Below are 26,684 nucleotides of genomic sequence, written 5' to 3' on the forward strand. Positions count from 1 at the left end.
GTTTCTCCGTTAGTCCGCAATCTTGTAATGCGAGACGATTTTGTTGATGTCGTTATGCGGACGCGCGATGACCAGCGAGGTCACCACTTCGCCGATGCGTTGTGCGGATTCAACGCCGGAATCGACTGCCGCTTTTACCGCGCCGACGTCGCCTTTCACCATCGCGGTGACGAGGCCGGAACCGACGTTTTCATAGCCGATAAGCTCGACGTTGGCGGCTTTACACATCGCATCCGCCGCTTCAATGCAGGCCACCAGACCTTTGGTTTCAATCAGACCTAATGCATCACCCATTTGCGTTCTCCTGGCCTTCAGGCCTTGTGTTTAATGACGATTTTGTTGATGTCGTTATGCGGGCGAGCGATGACCAGCGAGGTCACCACTTCGCCGATGCGCTGGGCTGATTCCACACCGGAATCCACCGCCGCTTTTACCGCGCCGACGTCGCCCTTCACCATCACGGTGACCAGGCCGGAGCCGACGTTTTCATAGCCGATCAGTTCGACGTTGGCGGCTTTACACATCGAGTCCGCTGCTTCAATACAGGCCACCAGACCTTTGGTTTCGATAAGCCCCAATGCATCACCCATCGTGATCTCCTCCAGAACAGGTTTTGTGATTCGGGAAAACCGTCCGCGTAACGGCATCAACACGCGGAAGCGGCGTTCGGGGTTCACTATAGGGAATGGGGAGAGAAGCGAAATTTAAATCCGTGTGGGTGAATATTTTAGTTTTTTGCTCTGTAATTTAGTCTTATTTAGCGTTCAATTTATCTGTTTGTCCTGTTTTTTGCGTGATGATTGTCATGATGATATGGCGTTTTTTTAAGCTTATTATCGGCGGGAGATGAATGTTAATAAGATGCTAATTACTTGCCTGCAGGCGGTAATATAGCCGCGTGATAATTGTGGGTATGCTCAAGTTTTGCCACAAAAGCTAAATGCAAAACGTGCGCTTTTAGCATCGGAAAAAGAGGGGGCAAAAACGGAGTGTGAGCGAGGGCGCAGTTTCCTCGCGGCGGTTCAGGGGGGACGGGTTAATTAAACGTGCTGCCGGACTTCAGCGTGCAGATGTAGAGCGGCGAGTTGATAGAACTCAGCAGGATAGCTTTGTCGTTAAGCTTCTGCGCGTTGAGGAACAGGCCATCGTGGCTGTCGGACATCTCGCGCATGAAGTAGTCGAAGATGACATTCGGCGATTCGTCGATGGATGAGGCGCTGGATTCCCATTTTTTAATGCGGTAGTGGCGTTCGGTTGCCGAAATGCGTTGGCTGGTGTAGCTGAATTTGACGTAGCGCTGCAGGTAGAGCCAGCCGGCGGCGGAATCGGTATAGCCTTCCACCACCATCGAACCGTTGCCGTTGGCGGCAAAATTAAAATGAATATTGCCGTTCACATTCTCTTTTTCCATGTTGTCAAAACGCATGATCGCTTTGGTGGAACAGCTCATCACGCCGTCGTTGGCATCCGGCAGCAGGCGCCAAGCGCTAAAACTGGCGGCGGCGATAAACGCGAGGGCGGAAAGGGCGAAAAAGGGGCGGGGCGCGAGTCTCATTGCGGCTTCCAGGAGTAGTAAAAGTAGTTATCGCAATAGCTGAACGGGTTGTCTTCGTGCATCGCGCAGTGGGCGAGGAACACCCGGCCCAGTCCATTGGTTTCCAGTCGGTCGCCATAGAAAAAAACAAAACGTTCGCCCGGCTTGCAACTGAGCTTCAGCCGCTGACGCACCTCATCAAAATTCTTACCGTAGGCCGTGGCGGAGACCGAACGCAGCATCTCATCGCTGGCCAGCAGTTCGCACTGGCTGTGGTTCATCAGCGTCAGATTAATTGGCCGGGCGACGTGGGTACCGGCGAGACTAAACGCCACCAGCAGCAGGGCGATGACCAGCAGACAGCCGCCGGCCAGATACCAGCACATCCCGCGCGCATGTCGTGAATCGGTGGGCGGCGTTGTCGCCGCTGGGGGGACGGTTTCATCAGCCCTCTCGGGTGGGTTAGCGGCCTCGGTAAGCGCCGGCCCGGCATCGAGCAGTTCAATGCTCAGATCCTGGTTCAGCTGCAGCATGCCGCGCGACACGGTGACGATAATGTTATCGATATCGTAGTGGCGGAAGGTTTTGCGCAGCATACTCAGGTATTGATTGAGGTTGCTGTTGGAAGAGGTTAAGCCGTTATCATCCCAGACTTTTTTTAATACTTCATCGCGGCTGACGACGCCGGTATGGCGGAGAAAAAAATAGAGTAGCGCGCTGGCGGTGATGGATAGCTGGCTATCCGGTTCATCGCTGCCGGGCAGGGTTAGCGTGCCGTCCGTTGCGTCATAAATGAGACGGGCATTGATGTTGTAGCGCATCGCGGCCTCACTCTATTCGCTTCACGCGGGAAGCGTCATTTTGGTCAGATCGTTTACCAGCGACTGTCGGTGATCGCTGCTCATGGTACGCCCTTCGGTGAGTTCCGATAACCAGATGCCGTCGGCGGCGTAGCGCACCAGCGTGCCGGTCGGGCCGTTATCCAGCGCATCGCCCTGCGCCAGGTGATCCAGCATCCAGTCGCGCCAGCATTTTCGCAGCACCGGCTCGTCCGGCATCGCCAGCGACAGCACCATCAGCTGGCGGCTTTCGTGGGTGTCCGTCAGCTCCGGGTTGGACAGATAGCGCAAATAGGCGCGGGTAAAGCGTCCGTAAGCGATGTTATCGGCGGCCATCAGTTCGCTAATCGCCTTTTCCATGATCGCCAGCAGCCGGGCGAACAGGGCGAAAATCAGCGCCTGCTTATTGGGAAAGTGATGCAGGAGGCCACCTTTGCTCACGCCAGCCTCGCGGGCGACGGCGTTCAGCGACAGGGCGGCGATACCGTCCCGGCCGGCAATCATCGCCGCCGATTCAAGCAACTGACGGTGGAGACGGACGGGATCTTTTTTACGATGCTGGGCTTCCATATTCATGGCCGGAATCATACCGACCAGACGGTATGATTATTCTTGATCGCTATCAATATGAACGGCGGCTTCGTGTGACGAGATGCTGTTAATGCGTGGAGGCTCACAAATTGTCATATTAATGAACGCGATAACCCGGATGGGCTATCGCGTCGAGATTTATTTCGTTGCCAGATGCACCCCCAGACCGCTTTTCCCGGGCGCCAGTTCAGGGCGCAGCGTCAGCGATGGGATCAGATAATCGCCATAATTCTGCCGGCGGAATGGAATGGGCTCGGTTTGCCACAGCGTGTCCAGCCGCTCGGCCAGGGTGGCGCATTGGTCGGCGAACTGGCCGGCGTCGATTTTGTCTGTGCGGTAGAACACCAGCGGCGGGAGTACCTCGAAGCCGGGATAGAACAGCATGCCGTGCTGAATGGGGAACAGGATGTCGTTGATGGGGCCGTTGATCCCGCGCGGTGAATAGTGTTCCGCCCAGCCGCCGGCGGTGACGATCAGCATCGCCCGCTTGCCAGCGAAGGTGCCTTCTCCGTAACGGTCACCCCAGTGGCGGTCGCTTTGCTCACCGACGCCATAGGCAAAGCCCCAGGCGTACACCCGGTCGATCCAGCCCTTCATGATGGCAGGCATCGAGAACCACCACAGCGGGAACTGGAAAATTACCATATCGGCCCACAGCAGCTTTTCCTGCTCGGCTGCGATATCCGCGCTTTGGGTTCCCTGGGCAAAGGCCCGTTTTGAATCGAGGGTCGGACGCCAGAACTCGCCGACTGGCGGGGCGCCGCTGTCGTCAGCGTCATATCCGGCCTTCCAGCGCATGGCGTAGAGATCGGAGACCTGGACTTCATGCCCGGCCTGCTGCAGGTGGTGGATGGCGAAATTTTTGAGTCCGCCATTAAGCGAGCGCGGTTCCGGATGGGCGTAAATCAGCAGTACTTTCATAACATCACCTCTGGAGTGGGGAGAGCTGCAGAGTAGGAAAGCTGACGCTATAGTAGAAATTAATTACTTAAATTCCAGGTATAGCCGTGATTAATTTACATCGTCTGGATCTTAATCTGCTGCGCACGCTCGACGTGCTGCTTAGCGAAAACAACGTCACCCGGGCGGCGCAGCGGCTGAATCTGTCGCAGCCGTCGGTCAGTATTCAGCTCGCCAGGCTGCGGGAGATTTTCGCCGACCCGCTGCTGATGCCGGGTCCGCGCGGCATGCAGCCCACCGCCCGCGCCGATGAGCTTCGCCAGCCGCTGCGCGCCGCGTTAGCCGCCCTGGAGCAGGCAGTGGCGCCGGTGGCGCCCTTTAATCCGGCGACGGCGGCGGAGACCTGGCGGGTGGCGGCGACGGACTATATGGCCTCGGCGATCCTCCTGCCGATGCTGGGCAGGCTACGGCTGGCCTCTCCCGACAGTCGGCTGGCGGTATTCGAGCTGCAGCCAGCGCGGCTGGAGCAGCAGGCGGCCAGCGATGAAGTGGATCTCTGCTTCCATACCCGCGAGGGCGCGCCGCCGGGGCTACATCAGCGCCTGCTGTTTCGTGAACGCTACGTGCTGGCAGGCCGGGCGGAGCATCCGGCGCTGCGGCCTGGGCTTAGCCTGGAAACGTTCTGTCAGCTGGAGCACGTGATCGTCTCCCCGGACGGGGGCGGCTTCAGCGCGGCGACCGATATCGCGCTGGCGAACCTCGGACAGACGCGGCGGGTTGTCCTTTCCGTGCCACATTTCCTGTTTATGCTGGAGACCCTGCGCAATAGCGATCTGGTGGCGGTGCTGCCGGAGCGGCTGGTGCGCGGGCAGAGCGGGCTGGTGGTCGTCGAGCCGCCGCTGGCGGTCGCCGGCTTTGAGATGCTGATGCTGTGGCACGAGCGCTGGCACCGCGACCCGGCGCATCAATGGCTGCGCCAGTTCATCGTGAATTCACTGGAGGAACAGACATGCTGAGTGGACTGAATCATCTGACCCTGGCGGTCAGCCAGCTGGCGCCGAGCGTGGCGTTTTATCAGCAACTGCTGGGCATGACGCTGCACGCCCGCTGGGACAGTGGCGCCTATCTCTCCTGCGGCGATCTGTGGCTATGCCTGTCGCTGGATCCGCAGCGGCGCGTTACTCCGCCGGAAGAGAGCGACTATACCCATTATGCGTTTAGCATTAGCGAAGCCGATTTTGCCCGCTTCACCGCCCGCCTGGAGGTTGCCGGCGTGGCGGTCTGGAAGCTAAATCGCAGCGAAGGCGCCTCGCACTATTTCCTCGACCCCGACGGCCACAAGCTGGAGCTGCACGTCGGCAGTCTCGCCCAGCGGCTGGCCGCCTGCCGCGAGCAGCCGTATAAGGGAATGGTGTTTTTTGACCAGTGAAGCTGATTTGCGGACGCGGGGTAACCCGTAGCCCCGGTAAGCGCAGCGCCACCGGGGAGATGCCTTTACAAATTACTCACTCAAAATGTGAGGTTTTTTCCAACGCCGTCACTATTATCACCGGATAATCGTATATACTTTTTTGTATATACAAAAGGATGAATAGTATGCCAATGGAGTTTGAGTGGGATGCAAACAAGGCATTAAGTAATCTACGAAAACATGGAGTCCGGTTTGAAGAAGCGGTATTAGTCTTTGACGATCCGCGGCACCTTTCCCGCCAGGAGCGGTTTGAGAATGGTGAATATCGCTGGCAAACCATCGGTCTTGTGCATGGGATCCTTGTTATCCTGGTGGCGCATTCGGTCCGTTTTGAAAGTGGAACTGAGGTTATTCGTATTATCAGCGCCCGGAAGGCGGACAGAAAAGAGAGGAATCGTTATGAGCATGGTTAAACATAAACGCGATAACCCGGTTGCGCTTACAGCCGAGCGAGATGCTGAACTTAAAGCGCTGGCGAAGAAAACGGATGATGAAATTGATTACAGCGATATCCCGACAACAGAGGATGAACAGTGGTCAGATGCGGTACGCGGTAAATTTTATCGACCGCTAAAAACACAGGCTTCTGTGCGCATTGATGCCGATGTCATGGAGTGGCTCAAACGTCCAGGAAAAGGCTATCAAACTCGACTGAATGCGATTTTAAGAGAAGCGATGATTCGCGATCTTAATAATAAATAGTTGCTGGTAGCGGCGCTACGTATTTTCGGAGCCCGTAGCCCCGGTAAGCGCAGCGCCACCGGGGAAAACAGGTTAAACTTCACTCCATCGCCACCTTCACCGCTTCTCCCAGCTTCACCATCACTGCTTTATGTTTCTCGGTCGGCGGCAGGGCGCAGTTGATCCTGACGCAGTTGCGATACTTGCCCGCTGCCGAAAACAGCGAGCCCGGCGCAACCTGGATCTTCAGCCGGCATAGCTGTTTGGCGACGCAGACCATATCCACCTGCTCCGGGAGCTCAACCCACAGCATAAAACCGCCTTTCGGCCGGGTGACGCAGATCCCGCAAGGGAAAAACTCCCGCAGCCAGCAGGTGTAGATCTCCATATTACGCTGATAGATCTGCCGCATCCGCCGCACGTGACGGTGGTAGTGGCCTTCGCGAATAAAATTGCAGGCCGCCAGTTGGGTTGAAGGGACGTTAGTGCCGCTGGCGGCGTACTTCATCTGCAGCAGACGATCGTAATAGCGACCAGGGGCGATCCAGCCGATGCGCAGGCCGGGGGCGATGGTTTTGGTAAAGGAGCTGCAGAGCATCACCCGGCCGTCGATATCCCAGGAGTGAATGGTGCGCGGGCGCGGGTACTCGGTGGCCAGCTCGCCGTAAATATCATCCTCGAAAATCACGATATCGTGGCGCTGGGCCAGGTTCAGCACCGCGCGCTTACGGGCGTCCGGCATGATAAAGCCCAGCGGATTATTGCAGTTCGGCACGAGGATCACCCCTTTGATTGGCCATTGATCCAGCGCCAGCTCCAGGGCCTCGATACTGATCCCGGTTTCGGGATCGGTGGGGATCTCAATGGTCTTTAATCCCAGTCCGCGCAGCATCTGCATCGTGCCGTAGTAGCAGGGGGATTCCACGGCCACGATATCGCCAGGCTGGCATACCGACAGTAAAGCCAGAGACAGCGCGCTGTGGCAGCCGCTGGTGAGCACCAGATCGTCGGCCGTCACCACCGAGCCGCCGTCAAGCATCAGGCGGGCGATCTGCTCGCGAAGTTCCCGGCGCCCGGCCAGCTCGTCATAGTTCAGTACTTCGCTGAGGTTGTGCTGGATCGCCCGGCTCAGTTCGCGCCAGATAGGCTTCAGGCTTGGCTGTGTGACATCCGGCGAGCCGCCGCCGAAGGGGATAATCGATTTATCGTAGCGGGCGTCGAGCATGGTCAGCACCTGATCCCACTGGGTGATCTCCACTGGGCGCTGTACCGGACGCGACATTGGCGGCACCGGCGGCTGGGCCTTGCGGGGGGCAACGAAATAGCCCGATCGCGGCTGAGGCACAATCATTTGCTGCTGCTCAAGCAACTGATAGGCCTGCTGGACAGTGCTGATGCTGACGCCATGCTCCTGGCTCAGGCTGCGCACCGACGGCAGTTTTTCGCCGTGGCGATACAGGCCCTGTTCAATGCGTTCGGCCAGCAGGGCAGCGAGATGTTGGTAGCGGGTCATGCTGTATCCTTGATTGTCGCCATACAGATAAAAGAACCAGTACAGATGGGCGGAAAAAATGGGGTCTGGTGTACGTTTTAGCCAATCTGTATGTTAAAGAAAAGTGTTTTGTGAATCTGTATTCCTTGGCCCCAAATCCGTGAAGATAAAGCCTCTGGCAAGGTGAGGAGGTAGAGGATGGAATTTCACGAGAACAGGGCAAGACAGCCATTTATTGGTTTCGTACTGCTGGTGCGGTTTATCAAAAAATGGTGGCTTCAGGAGCAAACGCGCAGAGCTTTGCAGCGAATGAGCGACGAACAGCTGAAAGATATCGGCCTGCGTCGGGATCAGATCAATTAAAAAGTGCGGTTTTTTTCAGGCATCATTCCTTCTTTGCCCCGGTAAGCGCTAGCGACGCCGGGGAATACATTCACTAAATTTATCAATTGATGCGGCGCGATCGTCTGTTTCTTGATACTTACCCTGATAAGTATTATTTTCTTCCCAACAATGAGAGGAAAACCTGTGACCGAAGACGACCTGTTTGCCCGCCGTCCGTTGGGGATGAGAATGGCCATGGTGGTGCGCCAGTGGCGCGCCATTATTGACTCCGCTATCACCGATACCGGACTCACCCAGTCCAGCTGGACGGTGTTGATGCAGTTGCATCAGTTGGGAGACAACGTCTCGGTCAGCGAACTGGCGGAGGTGCAGGGGATTGAACTGCCGCCGCTAATGCGCACCCTCTCGTTACTGGAAAAGCAGGGCTATCTGCTGCGTTCTACATCGCCATATGACAAACGCATTCGCCTGCTGACGCTGACCGCCGAGGGGCGGGCGATTCTGGAAAAACTGAGCTGCGTGATCGAGACCTATCAGGAACGCGTGACTCAGACCATCCCGGAGGCCGACCTTGCCACCTTCAGCGCCACATTAAATCAAATCGCCTGCCGTTTGCGGAATATCCGCGAAGAAGATAACAAGATCTAACACACTATGATGACGCCTGAACAAAAATTTGCCCGCTGGGTACGGGTGAGTATTGCCGCTTTTCTGGCAATATTCGCCTGGTTTATCGTTGCCGATATCTGGATCCCGCTGACGCCGGACTCCACCGTGATGCGCGTGGTGACCCCGGTATCGTCGCGGGTCTCCGGCTATGTCTCGCACGTTTACGTGCACAACAACAGCCAGGTTAAAAAGGGCGACCTGCTGTATGAGCTCGACCCAACGCCATTCATTAATAAAGTTGAAGCGGCGCAGATCGCCCTTGAGCAGGCGAAACTGAGCAACCAGCAGCTGGACGCACAAATCGCCGCCGCCCGCGCCAACCTGCGCACCGCGCAGTACACCGCCCGTAACGATAAGGTCACGCTCGATCGCTACCAGCGCCTGAGCACGATGCAGAACGTCTCGCAGTCCGACCTCGATAAGGTGCGTACCACCTGGCAGACCAGCGAGCAGTCGGTCTCGGCGCTGAACGCGCAGATCCAGAACCTGCTTATCCAGCGCGGCGAGCGCGACGATAAGCGCAACGTCACCCTGCAGAAATACCGTAATGCGCTGGAGGAGGCGCAGCTGAACCTGGCCTGGACCCAGGTGCGTGCCGAAACTGACGGCATGGTCAGCAACCTGCAGCTTAACCCGGGGATCTACGCCACCGCGGCGACAGCTGTGCTGGCGCTGGTCAACAACAATACCGATATCGTCGCCGACTTCCGTGAAAAGAGCCTGCGCCACACCGCGGTGAATACCGATGCAGCGGTGGTCTTTGACGCCCTACCGGGGCAAGTCTTCCCGGCGCACGTCACCAGCAGCGATGCCGGGATTCTGGCGGGGCAGGAGGCGGTGAATGGCCAGCTGTCGCAGCCGGAGCAGTCCACCCGCTGGGTGCGCGACGCCCAGCGCATGCGCATTCACATCGCCCTGGATCAAGCGCTGGACAAACCGCTGCCGACCGGCGCCCGCGCCACGGTGCAACTGTACAATAGCGAGGGTCCTTTCGCCCGCACCTTCGCCGGCCTGCAGATCCACCTGGTGAGCTGGTTGCACTATGTCTATTAATACCCTGGCGCACGTCTTTACGCCGCACGGCAATATCGTCTATACGGCGAATGATTTTCGCCAGACGGTACGTATCGCCGTGGCCGGGACTATTGCGCTCAGCATCTCCACCTTCTATGACGTCCAGTACGGTGTGTTTTTCGTGGTTTATCCGCTGATGCTGATGTCGCTGGTGCCGTTCTTCAACCGCCATGTCGCCCGCCAGTTTGTGTTCAGCGCGGCGGTGAACTGCGTCGAAATGGTATTGATTGTCGGCTATCTGTCGCAGTGGCCGGTGATCATGACGCTGGTGGTGTTTGCCCTTTACGTCATGCGCTTTCGCTTTATGAGCCAGGGACCGTTGTTCCTGCTGGGATCGATGGGGGTGGTGTGCCAGAGCACGATGCTCAACTTTATGAGCTACCCGACCAGCAACTGGCATACCCTGATGTTCTCTAACATGGAAGCCTGCGTGCTGGCGGTGGCGCTGAGCGCGCTGCTACATTACCTGATCCCGGACGTCGAGCCGCGCAAGCCGCCGCCGCGGATTGAGAAAGACGCCGCCCGCATCCGCCACGAGTCGCTGCTCTCCGGTACGGTCGCGACGATCATCTTTGTGGTGTTCCAGATCTGCGATCTCAGCGACTCGCTGTCGGCGCTGATGGCCGGGATTCTGATCCTGTTTCCGATGCACTATCGCGGGGCGGTGATCAGTTCGATCTGGCGCGTGGTGGGGGTGGTGCTGGCCTGTCTTTATATTCTGGTGGTGCAGCTGATCATCTATGATTTCAGCAACCACATGATCCTGATGATGCCGCTGATTGGTCTCGGATTGGCCTTCAGCGCCCGCCTGCACGTGATGGAGAAAGTGGGCGCCGGGGTGGGCTTCGCCAGCATCACCACCATCGGCATTATGTTCGGCCAGAACCTGCATCCCTATCAGGATCTGGTGTTCAGCGACCTGTACCGTATCACCTCGGTGACGGTCTCGCTGGTGGTGACGCTGACTCTGGTCTTTCTCATGCACCGTCTGCTGAATTGCTTTGCGGCGACGCGCTTTGTGATCACCCATTAACCCGTCTGTGGGAAGGTAGCGAGGCAGCGCCACGCTTCCCCATCCTGCTGATACAGCGCCGCCGTCTGTTCCGGCAGGATCCAGCTGCGCGCCGCGTCTTCCGTCCCCTCCAGCAGTACGCACAGCCCGCAGCCGCTGCGCAGCTGGCGGGGAATATCTTTGACCTCGAAGGTCATCCCCGCCGCCTGCAGGGCTTTGCGCATCCGTACCACCCCCACCGTGGAATGAAATAAAAACAGGAAGGTTGTCATCCGCGCCTCCGCTGGCGCAGGCCGATCAGCGCCGCGCCGAGCGCCCCGGCATACTGGGCATCGGGGTGGGTTGTCACCGCCATGCCGACATGGGTTTCCAGCATGCGGGCAAAGGTGGCGCAGTGGCTGACGCCGCCGGTAAACAGCAGCGGCCCCTGCGGCGATAAGCGGCCAATAAAGTTCGCGCTGCGCCGGGCCATGGCGTTAATCACCCCGGCCAGAATCGCCTCCGGCGCGACGCCGGCCGACCGCAGGCTGATGACCTCCGATTCGGCAAACACCGTGCACATGCTGGTAATCGCATGCGGCTCGACGTCTGCAGTCATGCTGTCGAGTTGTTCGACGCTGGCGCCAAGCGTCCGTGAAATGACGTCCAGAAAGCGGCCGGTGCCGGCGGCGCATTTATCATTCATCAGGAAGTCGCTGAGGTTGCCCTCGGCGTCCAGCTGGATAACTTTGCTGTCCTGGCCGCCGATGTCAATCACCGTGCGGGTGTCCGGCGCCAGCAGGCGTGCGCCGAGGCCGTGACAGGAAATCTCCGTCACCTGCTTATCGGCAAAATCCACCAGCTGGCGGCCATAGCCGGTGAGGGTTAAAAAAGGCGTCTCCGTGAGGCCCGCGCGTAGCGTTTCCCAGGCCTCATGGATGGCGTCGGCGGGGCGAAAGGGAGTGGGGCAGAGGAAGCGGCGCACGATGACGCCGTCCGCCAGCAGGATGCCTTTCGTGGCGGTAGAGCCGGAATCAATGCCAACCGTGTAGATCACGCGCTCTCCTTACAGCATTTCGATAAAGGCGGCGACGCGAGTACTGAGCTGGCCGAGGTCCGCTGTCGAATAGTCGGTTTCAATCGCCATGTAAGGAAGATCGTGCTGCTGGCGCAGATGGCGTTTAATCGCCAGCGATTCCACGGCATAGGTATGGCAGGCCTGCAGAATGACGTCGATCACCCCGTCGGCCTGATACTCCTCCACCATCTGGCTCAGCAGCTGCAGACGCTGGTCGTTGGGGGAAATACAGGAGCAGCCGATGGCGAGATATTTATCGGTTAAGGCGTCGTAGACGTCACCCTCTTCCGCCACACAGCGCTCGGTCGCTTTCGCGCCGGTGCAGTTTTCATAGCCGACCACCCAGCCGCCGTTTTCCTCGATGGCGCGGACCACTTTTTCCGCGGCGCCGCCGATCGGGCAGCCAGTGATCAGGATCCGCGGACGTGGCTCGAGCCGTTTACCCTGCAGCCACTCCTGATGGATGCGCTCCGCCATGGCATGAAGTTCATCAATCAGGGCGGTTTTGTCGAAACGGAAGGTGGCGCCATACACCACTTTCAGGATGTCGCTGCCGCTGAGCGCCGGCGGATTGAGTTGCCCGAGACGATAAAAGTGGGCCAGCGCCCGGCGCTCGCGATTTTTCAACACGATGGCTTCACGCAGCGCCGCTTCGCTAATCGGCGTGCCAAACCGGGCCTCAATCACCTGCTGCAGGCGCAAGATCTCCGCTTTCCACAGCGCGCGGGAAGCCGCGTCGCTGGCGCTGTTCGGCAACTGCATGACGTGGACCGCCTTGAACTCGGCCATGTACTCGTACATCTTCTTTTTACCGTCGCAGGTGGTTTCGCCGACCACCAGGTCAGAGAAATAGAAGTACGGACATTTATCGGTTTTGCCGAAGCCGTAACTGCTTTTGATCAGCGGGCAGAGGTTGCGCGGGAGATCTTTTTCCGCTTCCTCGATGGTTTCATCGGAGGTCGAGCACAGCGAGACGACAAGGGCGCCCGCCGCCATGGCGATCTCCTGAGGCATAAAGGTGCAGTAGGTGCCCACCAGCGGCACGTTCTGCTCTTTAAGATCCATGACGGTGAGAAAGCCCTTCTGGCGAGCTTCTGAGAACTGGTCAAAAATGGCGGGTAGATCGGTGATAAGCGACATGATTTTCCTTCCCCGTACACGGGAGATGCTGAAAGAGTCGCCATTATAGCCCTGTTGTTTATGTGCTTTTATTGATCTCCTGCGTCTGCGCGCGGCGTTAATAGACCTTCTTCAAATCCATCTCTTCCTGGATCCGCTCGCTCCACGCCAGATGGGTGCGGATGGCCTCTTCGATACCGGCGTTGTAAAACAGCGGCCCCAGCTCTTTGGCGATAAAGTCGACAAAAAACTCGGCGTCAAACTGCTCCAGCTCGAGGTTGAAGGTCTCTTCGCAGTACTTGCTGAGCTTGTCGCGCAGCAGGTCGCGCTGCGCCTGGCTGAGTTCAATGTCGTTCATGATGGGGCTTTCTCCGTAAAAGGGCTCACGACTGCCGGGCTTCGATCACCGCTTGCCTACGCTGGCGCTGGTGGCGTAACAGTCCGGCCAGGCAGCAGGCGGCGACGATCCCGGCGGCCACCGCTAACAGGTGGAAGGGGAGTCTGCCGCCATGGAACCACAGCCAGCGCGCGCCTTCAATCGATAACGCGCTGACGCTGAGGATCACGATATTCAGCGAGGCGGAGACCGTGCCTTTCGGCAGGTCGTTGGAAAAGAGGGTAAAGCGAAACAGCGTCGGGAAAATCAGCCCGATGCCGAAGGCGTAGAAGCAGGTGCCGAGCACTGACCACAGCCAGACGTGCGGCCATATCAGATTCCCAACGATCAGGATGGCCAGGCCGAGCATCTGTACCGGGACCGCGCTGAGCACAAAGCGCGGGCGGGTGGGATCTTTTACCCAGCGCGCCACCGACAGGTTAGCGATGATGACGGCGCTGAAGACCGGTACCTGGCTCCAGGCGAACTCGCTGGTGGTCAGTCCGCCGGCGTCCATTAAAATCACCGGCGATACCGCCACCCAGCTCATCAGCGGAATATAGCTCAGCGCCAGCGTGGCGGCGCCGAGTAAAAAGATGCGGTTGCGGAAGACGTTGCGAAAATCGCGCAGCACGCCGGGCAGGCTGAAGGGCACATCGCCGCGGCGCACCGTCTCCGGCATGGTCAACAGCAGGCCGAGCCAGGCCACCAGCCCCATGGCGGCGATAATGCCGAACAGCGCTTTCCAATGAATAAAATGCATCAGCGCCGCGCCGGAGAGCGGGCCGACGATCGGCGCCACCAGCACGACGGAGGTGATCACCGCCATCAGCCTGATCGATCTTTTTTCCTCAAAGGCCTCCTGCACGGTGACGTAGCCGACGGTGGCGATAAAGCAGATGCTGGTGCCCTGCACAAAGCGGGCAATCAGGAACTGGGTCATGGAGGTGGTGAACAGCGTCGCCAGGCATGCGAGGGTGAAAATCAGCGCGCCGGTGAGCAGCACCGGACGCCGTCCGATCCGGTCAGAGAGCGGCCCCAACAGCCACTGCAGCGCCATGCCGCCAGCCATATACAGGCTCACCGAGGCCGGAGCCAGCGCCACATCGGCATTGAAATCCCGCACCACGTGCAGGATCCCCGGCTGGATCAGATCGGTAGTGAGATAGGCGGAAAAATCATACAAGATTAGCGCCGCCGGGAAGAACAGCGCGGCGGCGTGGCGGGTCAGCCAGTGGGAAATCCGGTGCATCATCTCGCCCTCCCTGTGGAATATTTATCAGCGCTATTGTTCTGATAGTATCATTGCTAACCAATATGCAGATGCAGCAGCGAGGGGATCTGCGAGAACAGCCACAACATCAGGCCGATGGTCCCTCCCACCAGGGTGCCGTTGATGCGGATAAACTGCAGATCTTTACCGATATTGAGCTCGATCTGCCGCGACATATCGCGGGCGTCCCAGCTCTTCACCGTGTCGCTGATATGGCGGGTGAGGAAGGCGGCGAACTCCGGCGCCACCCGGTGCGCCGCCTGTTCCAGGTGTTCGTTAAGCGATTCGCGCAGGGCGTCGTCGCGGAGTAAGGTTTCACCGAACCACTGGCCGGCCTCGGCGATGCGCTGCTTAATGCGTGAGTCGTCGCTGCTAATATCGTTTTTTACCCAGCTGCGCAGGTCGCCCCACACTTCACCGAGATAGCGGTTAAAGGTCTCATCATTTTTCAGATATGCTTTGATGTTCTCGGCCTTCTGCGCCATGAGCGGGTCGGATTTCAGGTTGTCGATAAGCTTCTGCACCGCGTGGTCGAAGGCCTGGCGGATCTGGTGGGTACGGTCATGGCTCACCTCGTCCAGCAGGGTATTCACCGCGTCGGTGACCATCTCGGCGCTGTGCTCGCCGAGCCACTCGGTGGGCAACAGTTTGGCCTTCAGTGGGTGCTCGGTCTCCAGCCAGCGCACGATGCCGCGAGCGATAAAGGCGCGGGAGTTGTCGCGCTGCAGCAGGGCGATAAGCTGGCTTATCAGCGAATCCAGCAGCTTCTGGTGGCGATTGTCGCGGGTCATCCCCTCCAGCATCATGGCGCTGGTCTGCGTCAGGTCGACTTTATCGATCGCCTTATGTACTGCGCGGCGCAGCAGGCGCTGAATGCGCGCGTCGTCGGTCAGTTCAAGAAAACCGCTCATCACTTGCAGCAGGTGCTGGCCGACCCGGCGGGCGTTCTCCGGCTGGCTGAACCAGTTGCCGAGCATCAGGGCTGGCTCATAGCGGCGGATCAACGCGACCAGCGACGGGGTATCGAGGAACTTCTCCTCAACAAAGCGGCCAAGATTATCGGCGATGCGGTCTTTGTTGCGCGGGATAATCGCGGTATGTCGGGCGACAAAGGGCAGCGGAATACGACGAAACAGAGCGACCACCGCAAACCAGTCGGCCAGCGCCCCGACCATTGCCGCTTCGGAAATGGCCTTTAGCGCGCTGACCCACGGCGTCGGCGGCAGCAGCAGGGTGGTGATAAATAGCGCGGCGGCGATCAGCAGCAGCGACAGCGCCAGCAGTTTGGCGCGTTTGAGTTCAGCGAGTTTTTCCATAAACTTAAGCATATAACCTGACGGCGAGGTCGTGCAAAAATCGCCAGATAATCCACAGACCGAAGATCATCAGGACCGCCCCTGCCGCCCGCTCGACCCGCCAGACGATGGCGCCCAGGCGGCGCTGTATCTGCGGCAGCGCCATCGCGCTCACCAGCAGTAAATCCCAGAAGAACACCACGCTGACCATCCACAACCCGCTCACTGTTTGCTGAAGCAGGGTGACCGCCGGCCCGAGCAGGGAGGTCATCAGCGCCAGATAAAACAGGGCGTTTTTGGGGTTGAGCAGCGATGACCCCAGCCCGAGCAGTAGCTGTTTACCGATCCCCGGGAGCGGTGCGCGAACGCTCTCCACCGCCAGCGTCGCGGGACGGCTGCGTATCAGCAGGCTGCCAATCCACAGTAAATAGCCCGCACCCAACAGCTCAATGAGCAAAAACAGCAGCGGCGCCTGTCGCAAAAGCCCCCAGCCGACGATGGCGAGAACAATATACAGCGCATTGCCGGCGGCGATGCCGAGACATAGCCCGATGCTGCCGCGGATCCGGTAGCGCACGGCGTAGCCGACTAACAGAAAAAAATCAGGACCTGGGCTGAGCAGGGCGACAAAGTGAGACAAGGCTAACGCCGGGAAGGCGGCGGGGAAGAGAGTCGATAAGGTATTCATAGTGGCCTCGATAATGGTGCTGAGGCCACCCTACGCGAGGTGGCGTATTACTTATTGTCGGATATTGATCTGCTTTGCGCATATTGCCGCGGCGTGGCGGCGGTATAGCTGACAAAGGTTTTATGGAAATGGCTCTGATCGGCAAAGCCAGCCTGATAGCCGACATCGGCAATAGAGTCCCCGGCGCGTAAGCGCGTTTTCGCATATTCGATGCGCGCCATATTGATCAAACTGGCAGGCGTCAGGCCGGTATCCTGTTTCACGGCGCGGATAACGGTCTCTTTACGAAGCGCGCTGTCGTGGGCCAGCTTATCCAGCGACGGCGGTGTCGGCAGCGTGTTTGCCAGGCGCTGAAACAGCAGGGCGCTGGCGTGATGTGGCGCCTGCGGCGCGGCGGCGCACAGCGGCAGTGCGTGCAGAAGTTGTGCCAGCCGGGCGGGCAGTTGTTCAAGGCTCCCGTGGCTCATCAGGGCGACAATCTGCTGGAAACTGGCAAAGAGAGGGCTGTCGCGCAACAGCGGCTGCGGCGAGGTGATACTGGCGCCAGGGGGAATATCCGGGCGCTGCGCGTGGCACCATGCCGCCTCCAGGTACAGCATATGATAGCTGCGCGGCCTGTCACGCAGCGGATTACAGCTATGCGGCGCGTGCGGCGGGATCACGATCAGATCCCCGGGCTGCAGGAGATATTCCTCACCATTGCACAGGCAGCGCGTTTCCCCCTCGATAATCGCCCCCACCGAGAGCTGCGGGTGGCTGTGGCGTTTGTAGGCCTGGCGGCTGTGCCAGGTGCTGCGCAGCTCCAGCCACGGTAGACGATCGTCTCGCCAGAAGGTTTGGGGGATATCTCGGGTATGGTTCACCGCATCGACCTTTGCTAAGGAGGGAGAGGTCGTTTATAGCATGCTGCGCGGAGGCTGTCGCCCGCCTGGATTTGCGTACCGCCTCGAAAAAGGATGTCGCGCTTGCAGTCCGGGGAAATCTATTTTCGTGGCGGCGCGTAAAGGTTGTATTGCCCGGGTGTCAGAGACATTCCGGGCGCGTAGAGTCCCTGCAGGATAAGCAGGCAGGGATGAGCCGATGGCAAAGGGCACCACCTCGACGCCGCATGATGCGGTGTTTAAACAGTTTCTCACTCAGGTCGACACCGCGCGTGATTTCCTGGCGATCCATTTACCGCCTGCGCTGCGTCAGCGCTGCGACCTCGATACCTTACAGCTGGAATCGGCAAGCTTTATCGAGGAGAGCCTGCGGGCCTGGTACTCCGATGTGCTGTGGTCACTCAAAACCGCGTCTGGCGAGGGCTACATTTATGTGGTTATCGAACATCAGAGTTCGCCGGACGCGCAGATGGCTTTTCGCCTGATGCGCTACGCCATCGCCGCGATGCAGCGCCATCTTGATGGGGGTCATACCAGACTGCCGCTGGTGGTGCCGATGCTGTTCTATCACGGAGCGACCACGCCATACCCGTGGTCACTCAACTGGCTGGACTGTTTTGCCGATCCACAGCTGGCGAGTGAACTTTATGCATCGCCCTTTCCGCTGGTGGATATCACGGTGATCCCCGACGATGAGATCGTTCGCCACCGGCGCGTGGCATTACTCGAGCTGATACAGAAGCATATTCGCCAGCGTGATTTAATGAACATCGTTGAGCAACTGACGACGATTTTACTTAGCGGGGACGCTAATGACAGACAGCTAAAAACGCTGTTTAATTATCTGCTGCAGACTGGCAACGCGCGCCGCTTTGGCCGGTTTATCCACGAAGTGGCGCAACGGGTTCCTCAGCACAGGGAGAGATTGATGACTATTGCTGAAAGATTACAGGAAGTGGGCCGCAGAAAAGGCAAACGGGAAGGCCGGCTTGAAGGATGGCAGGAAGGCAGACAAGAAGGACAGCATGCCGAGGCGCTGCGCATCGCACAGAGGATGCTGGCCGACGGTATTGCCCGCGAGACGGTGGTGAAAATCACCGGCCTGGCCTACGACGAGATCGCCACGCTGGAACATTGATAACACCGGGGCGGCCTGACGGTTTCCCCTGTTAGCCACCAACGTTATGGAATATTCCGGATATACCTAACTTTACCCGCATCGCCAGCCATCTCGACTACCCTTAATATCCTTGACGGCATTTTTGACTGCCTTAATAGCGATAACAAGGAGACATGCGACATGGGCTATCAGACGGTGAATCCTGCGAACAATCAGCTTATTAAAACGTACCCAACGCACAGCGACGCGGACGTGGAGGCGGCGCTGCAGCAGGCGGATGCGCTCTACCATTCTGCCTGGGCAAAAGGCGATATTGAACCGCGGCTGGCGGTACTGCATAAGCTGGCGGATCTGATCGACAGCCGGGCGGAGGAACTGGCGAAAATCGCCAGCCAGGAGATGGGGAAACTCATTAATCAGAGCCGCGGCGAAGTGAAACTTTGCGCGCAGATCGCCCGCTATTACGCCGATAACGCCAAATCGTTGCTGGCGCCGGTGAAATATCCCTCCGAACTCGGCGACGCCTGGGTTGAGCATCATCCCATCGGCGTCTTAATGGCGGTGGAGCCGTGGAACTTCCCCTATTACCAGCTGATGCGCGTCCTGGCGCCAAACCTGGCGGCCGGCAACCCGGTTATCGCCAAACACGCCAGCATTGTGCCGCACTGCGCGGAGACCTTTGCCCATCTGGTGCGTGAGGCCGGCGCACCGGAGGGGGCGTGGACCAACCTGTTTATCTCCCAGGATCAGGTGGCGAAGATTATCGCCGACGATCGCGTGCAGGGCGCGGCGCTCACCGGGTCGGAGAAAGCCGGCAGCGTGGTGGCGGCGCAGGCGGCGAAGCATATTAAGAAATCGACGCTGGAACTGGGCGGCAACGATGTGTTTGTGGTGCTGGACGATGCCGACCTGGAGCGCGCGGTGAAAATCGGCGTCCAGGCGCGGCTGAATAACGCCGGCCAGGTGTGTACCGCCGCCAAGCGCTTTATCCTGCACGAAAATATCGCGGATGCGTTCCTGACAAAATTTAGCGAGGCGTTTCGCCAGGTGAAAATCGGCGATCCGCTGGATGAAAGCACCACACTGGGGCCGCTCTCTTCCAAAGATGCGCTGGAAACGTTAAGAAAGCAGGTGGACGAGGCGGTGAAAAACGGCGCTACGCTGCATCTGGGCGGCAAAGCGGTGGCGCGAGAAGGCAATTTCTTTGAACCCACCATCCTGACCGGTATCACTCGTGATAACCCGGCGTACTTCGAAGAGTTCTTTGGCCCGGTGGCGCAGATCTACGTGGTGAAAAACGATGAGGAGGCAATCGCGCTGGCCAATGATTCCCACTATGGTCTGGGCGGTGCGGTGTTCAGTCAGGATATCGAACGCGCCAAACGGATGGCCTCCGCCATTGAAACCGGGATGGTCTATATCAACTGGCTTACCGATACCGCGCCGGAGCTGCCGTTTGGCGGCGTGAAGCGTTCCGGTTACGGACGGGAGCTCTCCGATCTCGGCATCAAAGAGTTTGTGAATCAGAAGCTGGTGGTGGTGCGACGCTAAGCCCTTAACCCGGCAATAAAAAACCTGCCATCCGGCAGGTTTTTTTATGGCTAATGCTCAGCGCACCTTAGCCTTATCGCGGGGGCGTTGACCATAATCAGAAGGTGACCCCGCCGCCCACGTAGGCGCCATCAATCAGGGTGTGGTTTGGGCGACCCTCTTTGCCGTCAACGCTCACGTGACGGTAACCCACTTTCAGGGTCAGTGGACCCACCGGAGACCAGCTCACGCCGCCGTTCGCCTCAACATAGTTTTTCACGCTGTTGTTCAGGCCGTCCGGCGCGACATACCCTTCGCCAAACACGTGGATGCTGTCTGTCAGGGCCACGTTCACCCCGCCGCCGACCGGAAACGCGACGCCGTTATCGCCTTTTTTCGGCCCGAGGTAGATAGCTTTCGCGCCGGCATTGAGCATTACCGGGCCCACTTCCAGGTTGTACCCAGCGCCAACGCCGCCGGTCTGGCTACCATCATCAGTATTCTTCAACCAGTGGCTTTCGGCATACAAGCCAGAAGAGGATTTACCCATTTCCATATTCAGATTGGTAAAGTTTTTACCTTGTTCAACGGTAAATCCCATCGCCATGGCGGAACCAGAGACCGCGGTCAGGGCAGCAACAATAAGGATGTTAAGCTTTTTCATGGTTTGCTCCTCGTCATTAAATTTGTCTGAGCGCACCTTAACAATCGATGTTTATATCTGCAAATGTGACTTAAATCGATTTTTTATGCTGACTTTGTCAGAAGGGTGTTTTGAAAATGTTGTAAAGACGTTGGGGTACGGCGAGGTCAATCATCAAATTTGGCCTGTTTAGCAACGGTTTAATTTGTGGGCTAAACAGAAACTGAACAGGGCGGGCATTAATTATTAAGGATCCTATTCATTTAGTTTCTTATTATTTCCGAAAGTGTTTCTGCTGTTACTTATTAAAACGTTGCTTTACATTTTTCGACGCGCTGCCGACGTTTGGTCCCTGTTTTTGACGAGGTGTCAGAGAGAGGACGGTGCCTGCGCCTTAGCGCGCAGGCGGGCAGGTTAGCGTCGTAACCCGGCAAACGCCGCGCGAATCTCTTCTTCCGGCAACTGAATGCCGATAAATACCAGCGTGCTGTGCGGCGTTTCATCGCCCCACGGGCGGTCCCAGTCGGCGCTGTAGAGGCGCTGCACGCCCTGGAACAGCAGGCGATTCGGCTCGCCATCGATCCACAGCATGCCCTTATAGCGCATCAGCTGTTCGGCGAAGGAGAGCAGCAGATTTTCCATTACCCGTGAAACTTCACTGATATCCACCGGATAGTCGAGCTCGACCACAATCGACGAGACGTCGTTCTGCTTTTCTGCAACAAAATGAAAACGCGGTTTGGTGCTGACAACCTTTTCTTCCAGCATAAAGCCGCTGGTGTTAAACAGCTGGCTTAGATCGATATCACCGTGAATGACGGTATAAACCGGCGCCCGCGCATTGATGCGCGCCAGCCGTTCGCGCAGCTTCTCGGTGTCGCCGGCAACGTCGGTTTTGGTTAGCAAAATGCGGTCCGCATAGCCGACCTGCGACTGGGCGATGGTGAACTGATCCATCTGCTGGTCGGCATGGACAGCATCCACCAGGGCGATCACCCCGTCCAGCAGATAGCGCTCGCAGAGCACTTCATGGGAGAAAAAGGTCTGGATAATCGGTCCCGGGTCGGCCATGCCGGTACACTCAATCACCAGCCGGTCAAACTCGATTTCGCCGCGATCGCGACTGTCGAGGAGATCGAGCAGGGCGTCTTCCAGTTCGTTGGAGCGCGTACAGCAGATACAGCCGTTGGTCAGGGTTTTGATCTGCGTGGCGCGGTCGCCGATTAGCTGATCGTCAACGGAGACTTCGCCAAATTCATTTTCAATCACGGCGATTTTGAAACCGTGCTGCTCATTCAGGATATGGCGCAGGAGGGTGGTTTTTCCTGCGCCGAGAAAACCGGTGAGTAGGGTGACTGCAATCGGTGCCATTATTGCCTCCATTAACAGCAGCGTACGCCGCCTTTGCCGTCTCCGCCGTAGCGGGCCTGCTGACGTTCGCGGAAGAATTCTTCATAAGTCATGTAGGGCTGATCCGGATGGTTGGTTTGCATATGCGTGACGTAGTTGTCGTAATCCGGAATGCCAATCAGCATTTTTGCCGCCTGACCGAGATATTTTTTTGCCTGACCTAAGTTACCAAACATTATAAGTTCCAGATAACGAATAAAGCCGGATGGCGACTCGCGCCTTATCCGGCCTACGTTAATGCACTTTTTGTAGGCCGGATAAGCGTAGCGCTATCCGGCATCAGCGTTAATGATGTGACGAGGTCTTCACGCCGCCTTCCGGTACCGGCACGTACGGAGTCTCTTTGTCGGTACGCACCTTATTGTTGCGCACGTTGAGCCAGGTTTTGATGCCGTAGAAGATGATGCTGTACACCACCACCAGGAACAGGATACTCAGTCCGGCGTTGGTGTAGTTGTTGACCACGATATGGTTCATGTTGGCAATCTGCTGCGCGGTCAGCTCGCCGCCGGCGGCAATCTTCTCTTTATACTGCTGAGCCATAAAGAAGAAGCCTTCCATCTGCGGGTTGGTACTGAACAGCTTCAGACCCAGCGCCCAGGTGGTGCACAGCAGCAGCCATGCTGCCGGGATAACGGTGACCCAGATATATTTGGTGCGCTGCATTTTGACCAGCACCACGGTGCCAAGCACCAGCGCCACGGCGGCCAGCATCTGGTTAGAGATACCGAACAGCGGCCACAGGCTCTTCACACCGCCCAGCGGGTCGACCACGCCCTGATACAGCAGGTAGCCCCACAGCCCGACGCAGCCCGCGGTACCGATAATCCCGGCGACCAGCGAGTCGGTTTTTTTCAGGAACGGCACGAAGTTACCCAACAGATCCTGCAGCATAAAGCGGCCTGCGCGGGTACCCGCATCCAGCGCGGTGAGGATAAACAGCGCTTCAAACAGGATACCAAAGTGGTACCAGAAGCCCATATCCGCCATCGGGATGATTTTATGGAACACGTGGGCGATACCGACGGCCAGCGTCGGCGCGCCGCCGGCGCGGTTCAGTACCGAAGGTTCGCCGATATCTTTCGCCGTCTGCAGGATCTGCTCAGGTGAAATCACAAAGCCCCAGGAGCTGACAGTCGCCGCCGCGTGGACGGTGACTTCTTTCAACTGCGCAGCGATCATCGCCGCGTTTTCACCGCCCATTTCGTGCAGGTTTGGCATGACAATGCCAAGGCCCGCCGGCGGGGTGTTCATCGCGAAGTAGAGACCCGGTTCGATAATCGAGGCGGCGACCAGCGCCATGATGGCCACGAAAGACTCCATCAGCATCGCGCCGTAGCCGATAAAGCGGGCATCGGTTTCGTTGGCCAGCAGCTTCGGCGTGGTGCCGGAGGCGATCAGCGCGTGGAAGCCGGAGACCGCGCCGCAGGCGATGGTAATAAACAGGAACGGGAACAGGGCGCCTTTCCACAGCGGACCGGTACCATCAATGTACTGGGTCACTGCCGGCATTTTCAGGTCCGGGTTGAGGATAACGATCCCCAGCGCCAGGCCGACGATTACGCCGATTTTCAGGAAGGTGGCCAGATAGTCACGCGGCGCCAGAATCAGCCATACCGGTAGCAGCGCGGAGATAAACGCGTAGCCAATCAGAGTAAAGGTGATGGTGGTGTCTTTAAAGGTCAGCGCCGGGCCCCAGTACGGGTCGTGGGCAATGATGCCGCCAAACCAGATGGACGCCACCAGCAGTACGATACCGATAACCGAGACTTCACCCACGCGGCCAGGGCGCAGGAAGCGCATGTAGATCCCCATAAACAGGGCGATAGGCACCGTCGAGCAGACGGTAAAGACGCCCCACGGGCTTTCCGCCAGCGCTTTCACCACGATGAGCGCCAGCACCGCGAGGATGATGATCATAATCAGGAAGCAGCCGAACAGCGCGATAGAGCCCGGAACCGGCCCCATTTCCTGCTTGATCATCTCACCCAGCGAGGCGCCGTTACGCCGCGAGGAGATAAACAGCACCATGAAGTCCTGTACCGCGCCCGCCAGCACCACGCCGGCCAGCAGCCACAGGGTGCCCGGCAGATAGCCCATCTGCGCGGCCAGCACCGGGCCAACCAGCGGGCCGGCGCCGGCAATGGCGGCGAAGTGGTGGCCAAACAGCACGTAGCGGTTGGTCGGCACATAGTTCAGGCCATCGTTATTAATGACCGCCGGCGTCGAGCGCGTTGGGTCAAGCTTCATCACCTTCTGCGCGATGTACAGGCTGTAATAACGGTAGGCGACGAGGTACACAGAAACCGACGCCACCACGATCCACAGGGCACTGACGTGCTCACCGCGGCGCAACGCGACGACTGAGAGGCAAAATGCCCCGATGATTCCGAGAATCACCCAGGGTATGTGCTTGAATAGTTTTTTGGTATCCATAGTAAAACCTGGCGTTAATTAGATGAATAATTGGCCGAAGCCGTCTGGTTTTAAGTAAGGGTTGATGGAGGTATTGATTAGCTAGGCTGCCTCCGATCTTGCCAGAACAGCGCGCGCGTAAAGTTGGGTAAATCGGTGAGTGGTTGTATGGAAGGTTAAGCGGTCGCTAGCTGAAATAAGCGGTTGGCCATCAAGTGAACAAGAGATAATTATGTGATTGAGATCACGGAATATTTCAGCCCAGTGCGATGGGGGAGCGGCAGAATCTAAAAAGAGGTCGCGCTAATGCTCTCAGTGTGAATCGATATTAATTCATAATCTCATATTCTTATTTCATGATGATTTCATGTTGTCTTTGGCAGAACTTAGCGGTGATTCATCCATATCATTAGAATGGAGTAATGATCGCGTTTATAATTTTAAGCAATAATTTTTGAAATGGCTTGAATAATATGTGTTGATATTGATATGGGTTTGGTTGTATTAAATGCCACGCTTCGCTTTTTATTACTCGACATGGAAAGTTGTGACTTAACTATAATGAATAAATGGAATTTCGTTCATAAAGTTTTAATTATCTGTATATTGCCTGCCTGGGCATGGGCTGCGCCTGTGGATACCGTACGTGAGCAGCAGTTCATCAACCAGCAGCAGCGCCAGCAAGCCATGGAAAGTCAGCTCGCGCCGCCGTCACCGGATATTCATTTATCCGCTGAAGAAATAAATGTCGATGATGGGGTATTTTCCGTAGAACAACCTTGCTTTGTTATTTCTCAGGTGATTTTGCAGGGCGTCGAAGCCTTACCGCATTGGCTTCCGCTCCAGCACCAGACAAATAAAGCGATTGGACGTTGTCTGGGAGGAAAGGGAATAAATCTATTGATGTCCCAATTGCAGAATATATTAATCGATCGCGGTTATATCACCAGCCGGATCCTGGCTCCGCAGCAGGACTTAAAAAGCGGTGTTTTACGCCTGGTGGTGGTGCCGGGTTATATCCGTGAAGCCAGGTTTACGGCGCAGAGTGATGATTATCTATGGCTGGCGAGCGCATTTCCGGCGACTGACGGGAAACTGTTGGATTTGCGCGATATTGAACAGGGGCTGGAAAATCTGCAGCGCCTGCCGACGGTACAGGCCAGCATGGAAATTGTTCCAGGCGAGACGCCGGGTCAAAGCGATATTGTCATTAACCGCCAACAGGAACGCTTCTGGCGCGTTGACGCCTCGCTTGATGATTCCGGCTCTAATGCCACCGGCCGTTATCAGGGGAACCTGACGCTGTCGCTGGATAACCCGCTAGCCTTAAGCGATCTTTTTTACCTTTCCGGTTCACATAACCTCGATGGCAACGGCGGTAAATCTTCGAAGAACCTGACCGGCCACTATTCGGTCCCGCTGGGCTACTGGCAGCTCGGATTAACCGCCAGCCAGTACGATTACGTGCAAACCGTGGCGGGGGCCAACGGCGATTACCAGTACAGCGGTAAAAGCAAGAACGTTGATTTCCAGATGAGCCGCGTGCTGCACCGTAGCGGTAGTCAGAAGACCACGCTTAGCGCCGATGTGTTAGCCCGCGAGCAGCGCAACTTCATTAACGACACCGAGATTGCCGTTCAGCGGCGGCAGACGGCGGCCTGGAAGCTTGGTCTGCAGCATCGCCATTACCTTGGCAACGCCACTCTCGATGCCGGAGTGAGCTATCAGCGTGGTACCCGTTGGTTTGGCGCTCAGCCCGCGCCGGAAGAGCAATGGGGGGAAGCAACCGCCCTCAGCAAAATCCTGCAATTCAATGCTCAGCTCAATTTGCCTTTTGCCCTGGGCGGGCAAAATTTTCGCTTTACCAGCCGCTATCAGCGGCAGATGAGCAGCACGCCGCTGACTTCGCCGGATATGTTTTCCATCGGCAACCGCTGGACGGTACGCGGCTTTGACGGCGAGCGTACCCTGACCGCCAGTCACGGCTGGTACGTACGTAACGATATCGCCTGGTCGACCCCGTTACCGGGGCAGGAGTTTTATCTGGGAGCAGATTACGGCGAAGTCGGCGGCGCGGGCAGTGAAACGCTGGTGGGCAAACACCTCGCCGGAGGCGTGGCAGGGCTGCGCGGCCAGTACCACCGCGCCAGCTACGACCTGTTCGCCGGTATCCCTTTAGCCAAACCCGATGGCTTTAAAACCGATCCGGCAACTTTTGGTTTCAGCGTCAGTTGGAGCTACTGACTTTCACTCACGCGCCGTTTGGCGG

30 protein-coding genes are annotated in these 26,684 nt (G+C 57.7%); 11 read left to right on the top strand and 19 right to left on the bottom strand.

Features of this window, described 5'->3' with window-relative positions; all coding sequences use genetic code 11:
- Positions 1–9: 9 nt before the first annotated feature.
- From CWM53_RS00445 to CWM53_RS00470, 6 genes are all read right to left on the bottom strand, one after another.
- Positions 10–294, bottom strand: coding sequence for a BMC domain-containing protein (locus tag CWM53_RS00445; protein ID WP_002442227.1), 285 nt, complete (start codon positions 292–294; stop codon positions 10–12).
- 17 nt (positions 295–311) lie between these two features.
- Positions 312–590: a BMC domain-containing protein gene (locus tag CWM53_RS00450; RefSeq protein WP_004182810.1), complete on the bottom strand. Its 279-nt coding sequence runs from the start codon at positions 588–590 to the stop codon at positions 312–314.
- Between the two features lie 446 nt (positions 591–1,036).
- Positions 1,037–1,555 (bottom strand): FidL-like protein, encoded by a 519-nt coding sequence (locus CWM53_RS00455; RefSeq protein ID WP_100730524.1) that lies wholly within the window; start codon positions 1,553–1,555, stop codon positions 1,037–1,039.
- The gene (locus CWM53_RS00460) at positions 1,552–2,355 is read right to left on the bottom strand and encodes a winged helix-turn-helix domain-containing protein (RefSeq protein ID WP_074387176.1); all 804 of its coding nucleotides are present in this window, start codon (positions 2,353–2,355) and stop codon (positions 1,552–1,554) included. The genes CWM53_RS00455 and CWM53_RS00460 overlap by 4 nt, the downstream gene beginning before the upstream one ends.
- Before the next feature lie 21 nt (positions 2,356–2,376).
- On the bottom strand, positions 2,377–2,961 hold the full coding sequence (locus CWM53_RS00465) for a TetR/AcrR family transcriptional regulator (RefSeq protein WP_064180527.1): 585 nt from the start codon (positions 2,959–2,961) through the stop codon (positions 2,377–2,379).
- A gap of 141 nt (positions 2,962–3,102) precedes the next feature.
- Positions 3,103–3,885: an NAD(P)H-dependent oxidoreductase gene (locus tag CWM53_RS00470; RefSeq protein ID WP_074387175.1), complete on the bottom strand. Its 783-nt coding sequence runs from the start codon at positions 3,883–3,885 to the stop codon at positions 3,103–3,105.
- 86 nt (positions 3,886–3,971) lie between these two features.
- On the opposite strand from CWM53_RS00470, the gene CWM53_RS00475 reads away from it, so the two are divergent.
- The 4 genes from CWM53_RS00475 (at position 3,972) to CWM53_RS00490 (ending at position 6,037) form a co-directional block, all read left to right on the top strand.
- Entirely contained in the window at positions 3,972–4,880 is a 909-nt protein-coding gene (locus CWM53_RS00475) for a LysR family transcriptional regulator (protein WP_074387174.1), read from the top strand.
- Entirely contained in the window at positions 4,874–5,293 is a 420-nt protein-coding gene (gene fosA, locus CWM53_RS00480; RefSeq protein WP_074387173.1) for a FosA5 family fosfomycin resistance glutathione transferase, read from the top strand. Before CWM53_RS00475 ends, fosA begins: the two co-directional genes overlap by 7 nt.
- Positions 5,294–5,460: 167 nt before the next feature.
- Entirely contained in the window at positions 5,461–5,748 is a 288-nt protein-coding gene (locus CWM53_RS00485) for a BrnT family toxin (protein ID WP_012542979.1), read from the top strand.
- Positions 5,735–6,037 carry a BrnA antitoxin family protein gene (locus CWM53_RS00490; protein ID WP_061155895.1) on the top strand — a complete coding sequence of 101 codons (303 nt, stop codon included), beginning with the start codon at positions 5,735–5,737 and terminating at the stop codon, positions 6,035–6,037. The genes CWM53_RS00485 and CWM53_RS00490 overlap by 14 nt, the downstream gene beginning before the upstream one ends.
- 79 nt (positions 6,038–6,116) lie before the next feature.
- On the opposite strand, the gene CWM53_RS00495 is transcribed toward CWM53_RS00490, so the two are convergent.
- Positions 6,117–7,529, bottom strand: a complete 1,413-nt coding sequence (locus CWM53_RS00495; protein ID WP_074387172.1) for a PLP-dependent aminotransferase family protein — start codon at positions 7,527–7,529, stop codon at positions 6,117–6,119.
- 177 nt (positions 7,530–7,706) lie between these two features.
- Here CWM53_RS00495 and CWM53_RS00500 point away from each other — a divergent pair, with 177 nt between their 5' ends.
- The 4 genes from CWM53_RS00500 to CWM53_RS00515 all read left to right on the top strand — a co-directional run bounded on the left by CWM53_RS00500 (position 7,707) and on the right by CWM53_RS00515 (position 10,629).
- Entirely contained in the window at positions 7,707–7,871 is a 165-nt protein-coding gene (locus CWM53_RS00500; protein ID WP_008807599.1) for a DUF1127 domain-containing protein, read from the top strand.
- A 165-nt stretch (positions 7,872–8,036) separates the two neighbouring features.
- Positions 8,037–8,501 (top strand): MarR family winged helix-turn-helix transcriptional regulator, encoded by a 465-nt coding sequence (locus CWM53_RS00505; protein WP_074387171.1) that lies wholly within the window; start codon positions 8,037–8,039, stop codon positions 8,499–8,501.
- Positions 8,502–8,507: 6 nt separating this feature from the next.
- Complete coding sequence (locus CWM53_RS00510; RefSeq protein WP_100730523.1) at positions 8,508–9,575, top strand: HlyD family secretion protein; 1,068 nt, start codon at positions 8,508–8,510, stop codon at positions 9,573–9,575.
- Entirely contained in the window at positions 9,565–10,629 is a 1,065-nt protein-coding gene (locus tag CWM53_RS00515) for a DUF2955 domain-containing protein (RefSeq protein ID WP_100730522.1), read from the top strand. Before CWM53_RS00510 ends, CWM53_RS00515 begins: the two co-directional genes overlap by 11 nt.
- Here CWM53_RS00515 and CWM53_RS00520 read toward each other — a convergent pair.
- From CWM53_RS00520 to CWM53_RS00555, 8 genes are all read right to left on the bottom strand, one after another.
- Complete coding sequence (locus tag CWM53_RS00520; RefSeq protein WP_061155890.1) at positions 10,626–10,880, bottom strand: DUF3343 domain-containing protein; 255 nt, start codon at positions 10,878–10,880, stop codon at positions 10,626–10,628. The genes CWM53_RS00515 and CWM53_RS00520 overlap by 4 nt on opposite strands.
- Entirely contained in the window at positions 10,877–11,644 is a 768-nt protein-coding gene (yjiL, locus tag CWM53_RS00525) for a putative 2-hydroxyacyl-CoA dehydratase activator YjiL (protein WP_100730521.1), read from the bottom strand. Before yjiL ends, CWM53_RS00520 begins: the two co-directional genes overlap by 4 nt.
- A 9-nt stretch (positions 11,645–11,653) precedes the next feature.
- Positions 11,654–12,805, bottom strand: a complete 1,152-nt coding sequence (locus CWM53_RS00530) for a double-cubane-cluster-containing anaerobic reductase (protein ID WP_061155888.1) — start codon at positions 12,803–12,805, stop codon at positions 11,654–11,656.
- A 97-nt stretch (positions 12,806–12,902) separates the two neighbouring features.
- Entirely contained in the window at positions 12,903–13,142 is a 240-nt protein-coding gene (locus CWM53_RS00535) for a DUF2164 domain-containing protein (RefSeq protein ID WP_025713129.1), read from the bottom strand.
- Between the two features lie 25 nt (positions 13,143–13,167).
- Positions 13,168–14,415 carry a multidrug efflux MFS transporter MdtM gene (mdtM, locus tag CWM53_RS00540; RefSeq protein WP_100676432.1) on the bottom strand — a complete coding sequence of 416 codons (1,248 nt, stop codon included), beginning with the start codon at positions 14,413–14,415 and terminating at the stop codon, positions 13,168–13,170.
- 53 nt (positions 14,416–14,468) lie between these two features.
- Positions 14,469–15,761, bottom strand: a complete 1,293-nt coding sequence (locus CWM53_RS00545) for a DUF445 domain-containing protein (RefSeq protein ID WP_008807587.1) — start codon at positions 15,759–15,761, stop codon at positions 14,469–14,471.
- Positions 15,754–16,416 (bottom strand): LysE family translocator, encoded by a 663-nt coding sequence (locus CWM53_RS00550; RefSeq protein WP_100730520.1) that lies wholly within the window; start codon positions 16,414–16,416, stop codon positions 15,754–15,756. The genes CWM53_RS00545 and CWM53_RS00550 overlap by 8 nt, the downstream gene beginning before the upstream one ends.
- Before the next feature lie 47 nt (positions 16,417–16,463).
- Positions 16,464–17,279 (bottom strand): AraC family transcriptional regulator, encoded by an 816-nt coding sequence (locus CWM53_RS00555; RefSeq protein WP_100632217.1) that lies wholly within the window; start codon positions 17,277–17,279, stop codon positions 16,464–16,466.
- Between the two features lie 217 nt (positions 17,280–17,496).
- Here CWM53_RS00555 and CWM53_RS00560 point away from each other — a divergent pair, with 217 nt between their 5' ends.
- Together CWM53_RS00560 and CWM53_RS00565 are read left to right on the top strand one after the other, a co-directional pair.
- Positions 17,497–18,435: an Rpn family recombination-promoting nuclease/putative transposase gene (locus tag CWM53_RS00560; RefSeq protein ID WP_100632216.1), complete on the top strand. Its 939-nt coding sequence runs from the start codon at positions 17,497–17,499 to the stop codon at positions 18,433–18,435.
- Positions 18,436–18,597: 162 nt separating this feature from the next.
- On the top strand, positions 18,598–19,968 hold the full coding sequence (locus CWM53_RS00565; protein ID WP_074387164.1) for an NAD-dependent succinate-semialdehyde dehydrogenase: 1,371 nt from the start codon (positions 18,598–18,600) through the stop codon (positions 19,966–19,968).
- Positions 19,969–20,065: 97 nt separating this feature from the next.
- Here the strand turns inward: CWM53_RS00565 and CWM53_RS00570 are convergent, their stop codons facing one another.
- The 4 genes from CWM53_RS00570 to CWM53_RS00585 form a co-directional block, all read right to left on the bottom strand.
- A complete protein-coding gene (locus CWM53_RS00570; RefSeq protein ID WP_004204167.1) occupies positions 20,066–20,611 on the bottom strand; it encodes a YfaZ family outer membrane protein in 546 nt (181 codons plus the stop codon).
- Between the two features lie 393 nt (positions 20,612–21,004).
- Positions 21,005–21,961 carry a GTPase gene (yjiA, locus tag CWM53_RS00575; protein WP_100730519.1) on the bottom strand — a complete coding sequence of 319 codons (957 nt, stop codon included), beginning with the start codon at positions 21,959–21,961 and terminating at the stop codon, positions 21,005–21,007.
- Between the two features lie 11 nt (positions 21,962–21,972).
- On the bottom strand, positions 21,973–22,176 hold the full coding sequence (locus CWM53_RS00580; protein WP_002887451.1) for a YbdD/YjiX family protein: 204 nt from the start codon (positions 22,174–22,176) through the stop codon (positions 21,973–21,975).
- Positions 22,177–22,285: 109 nt separating this feature from the next.
- The gene (locus CWM53_RS00585; RefSeq protein ID WP_012542965.1) at positions 22,286–24,436 is read right to left on the bottom strand and encodes a carbon starvation CstA family protein; all 2,151 of its coding nucleotides are present in this window, start codon (positions 24,434–24,436) and stop codon (positions 22,286–22,288) included.
- Positions 24,437–24,976: 540 nt separating this feature from the next.
- Here CWM53_RS00585 and CWM53_RS00590 point away from each other — a divergent pair.
- On the top strand, positions 24,977–26,659 hold the full coding sequence (locus CWM53_RS00590) for a ShlB/FhaC/HecB family hemolysin secretion/activation protein (protein WP_100730518.1): 1,683 nt from the start codon (positions 24,977–24,979) through the stop codon (positions 26,657–26,659).
- Positions 26,660–26,684 lie beyond the last annotated feature (25 nt).

It is taken from the genome of Klebsiella sp. A-Nf5 (assembly GCF_002810545.1).
GTDB lineage: Bacteria > Pseudomonadota > Gammaproteobacteria > Enterobacterales > Enterobacteriaceae > Klebsiella > Klebsiella variicola.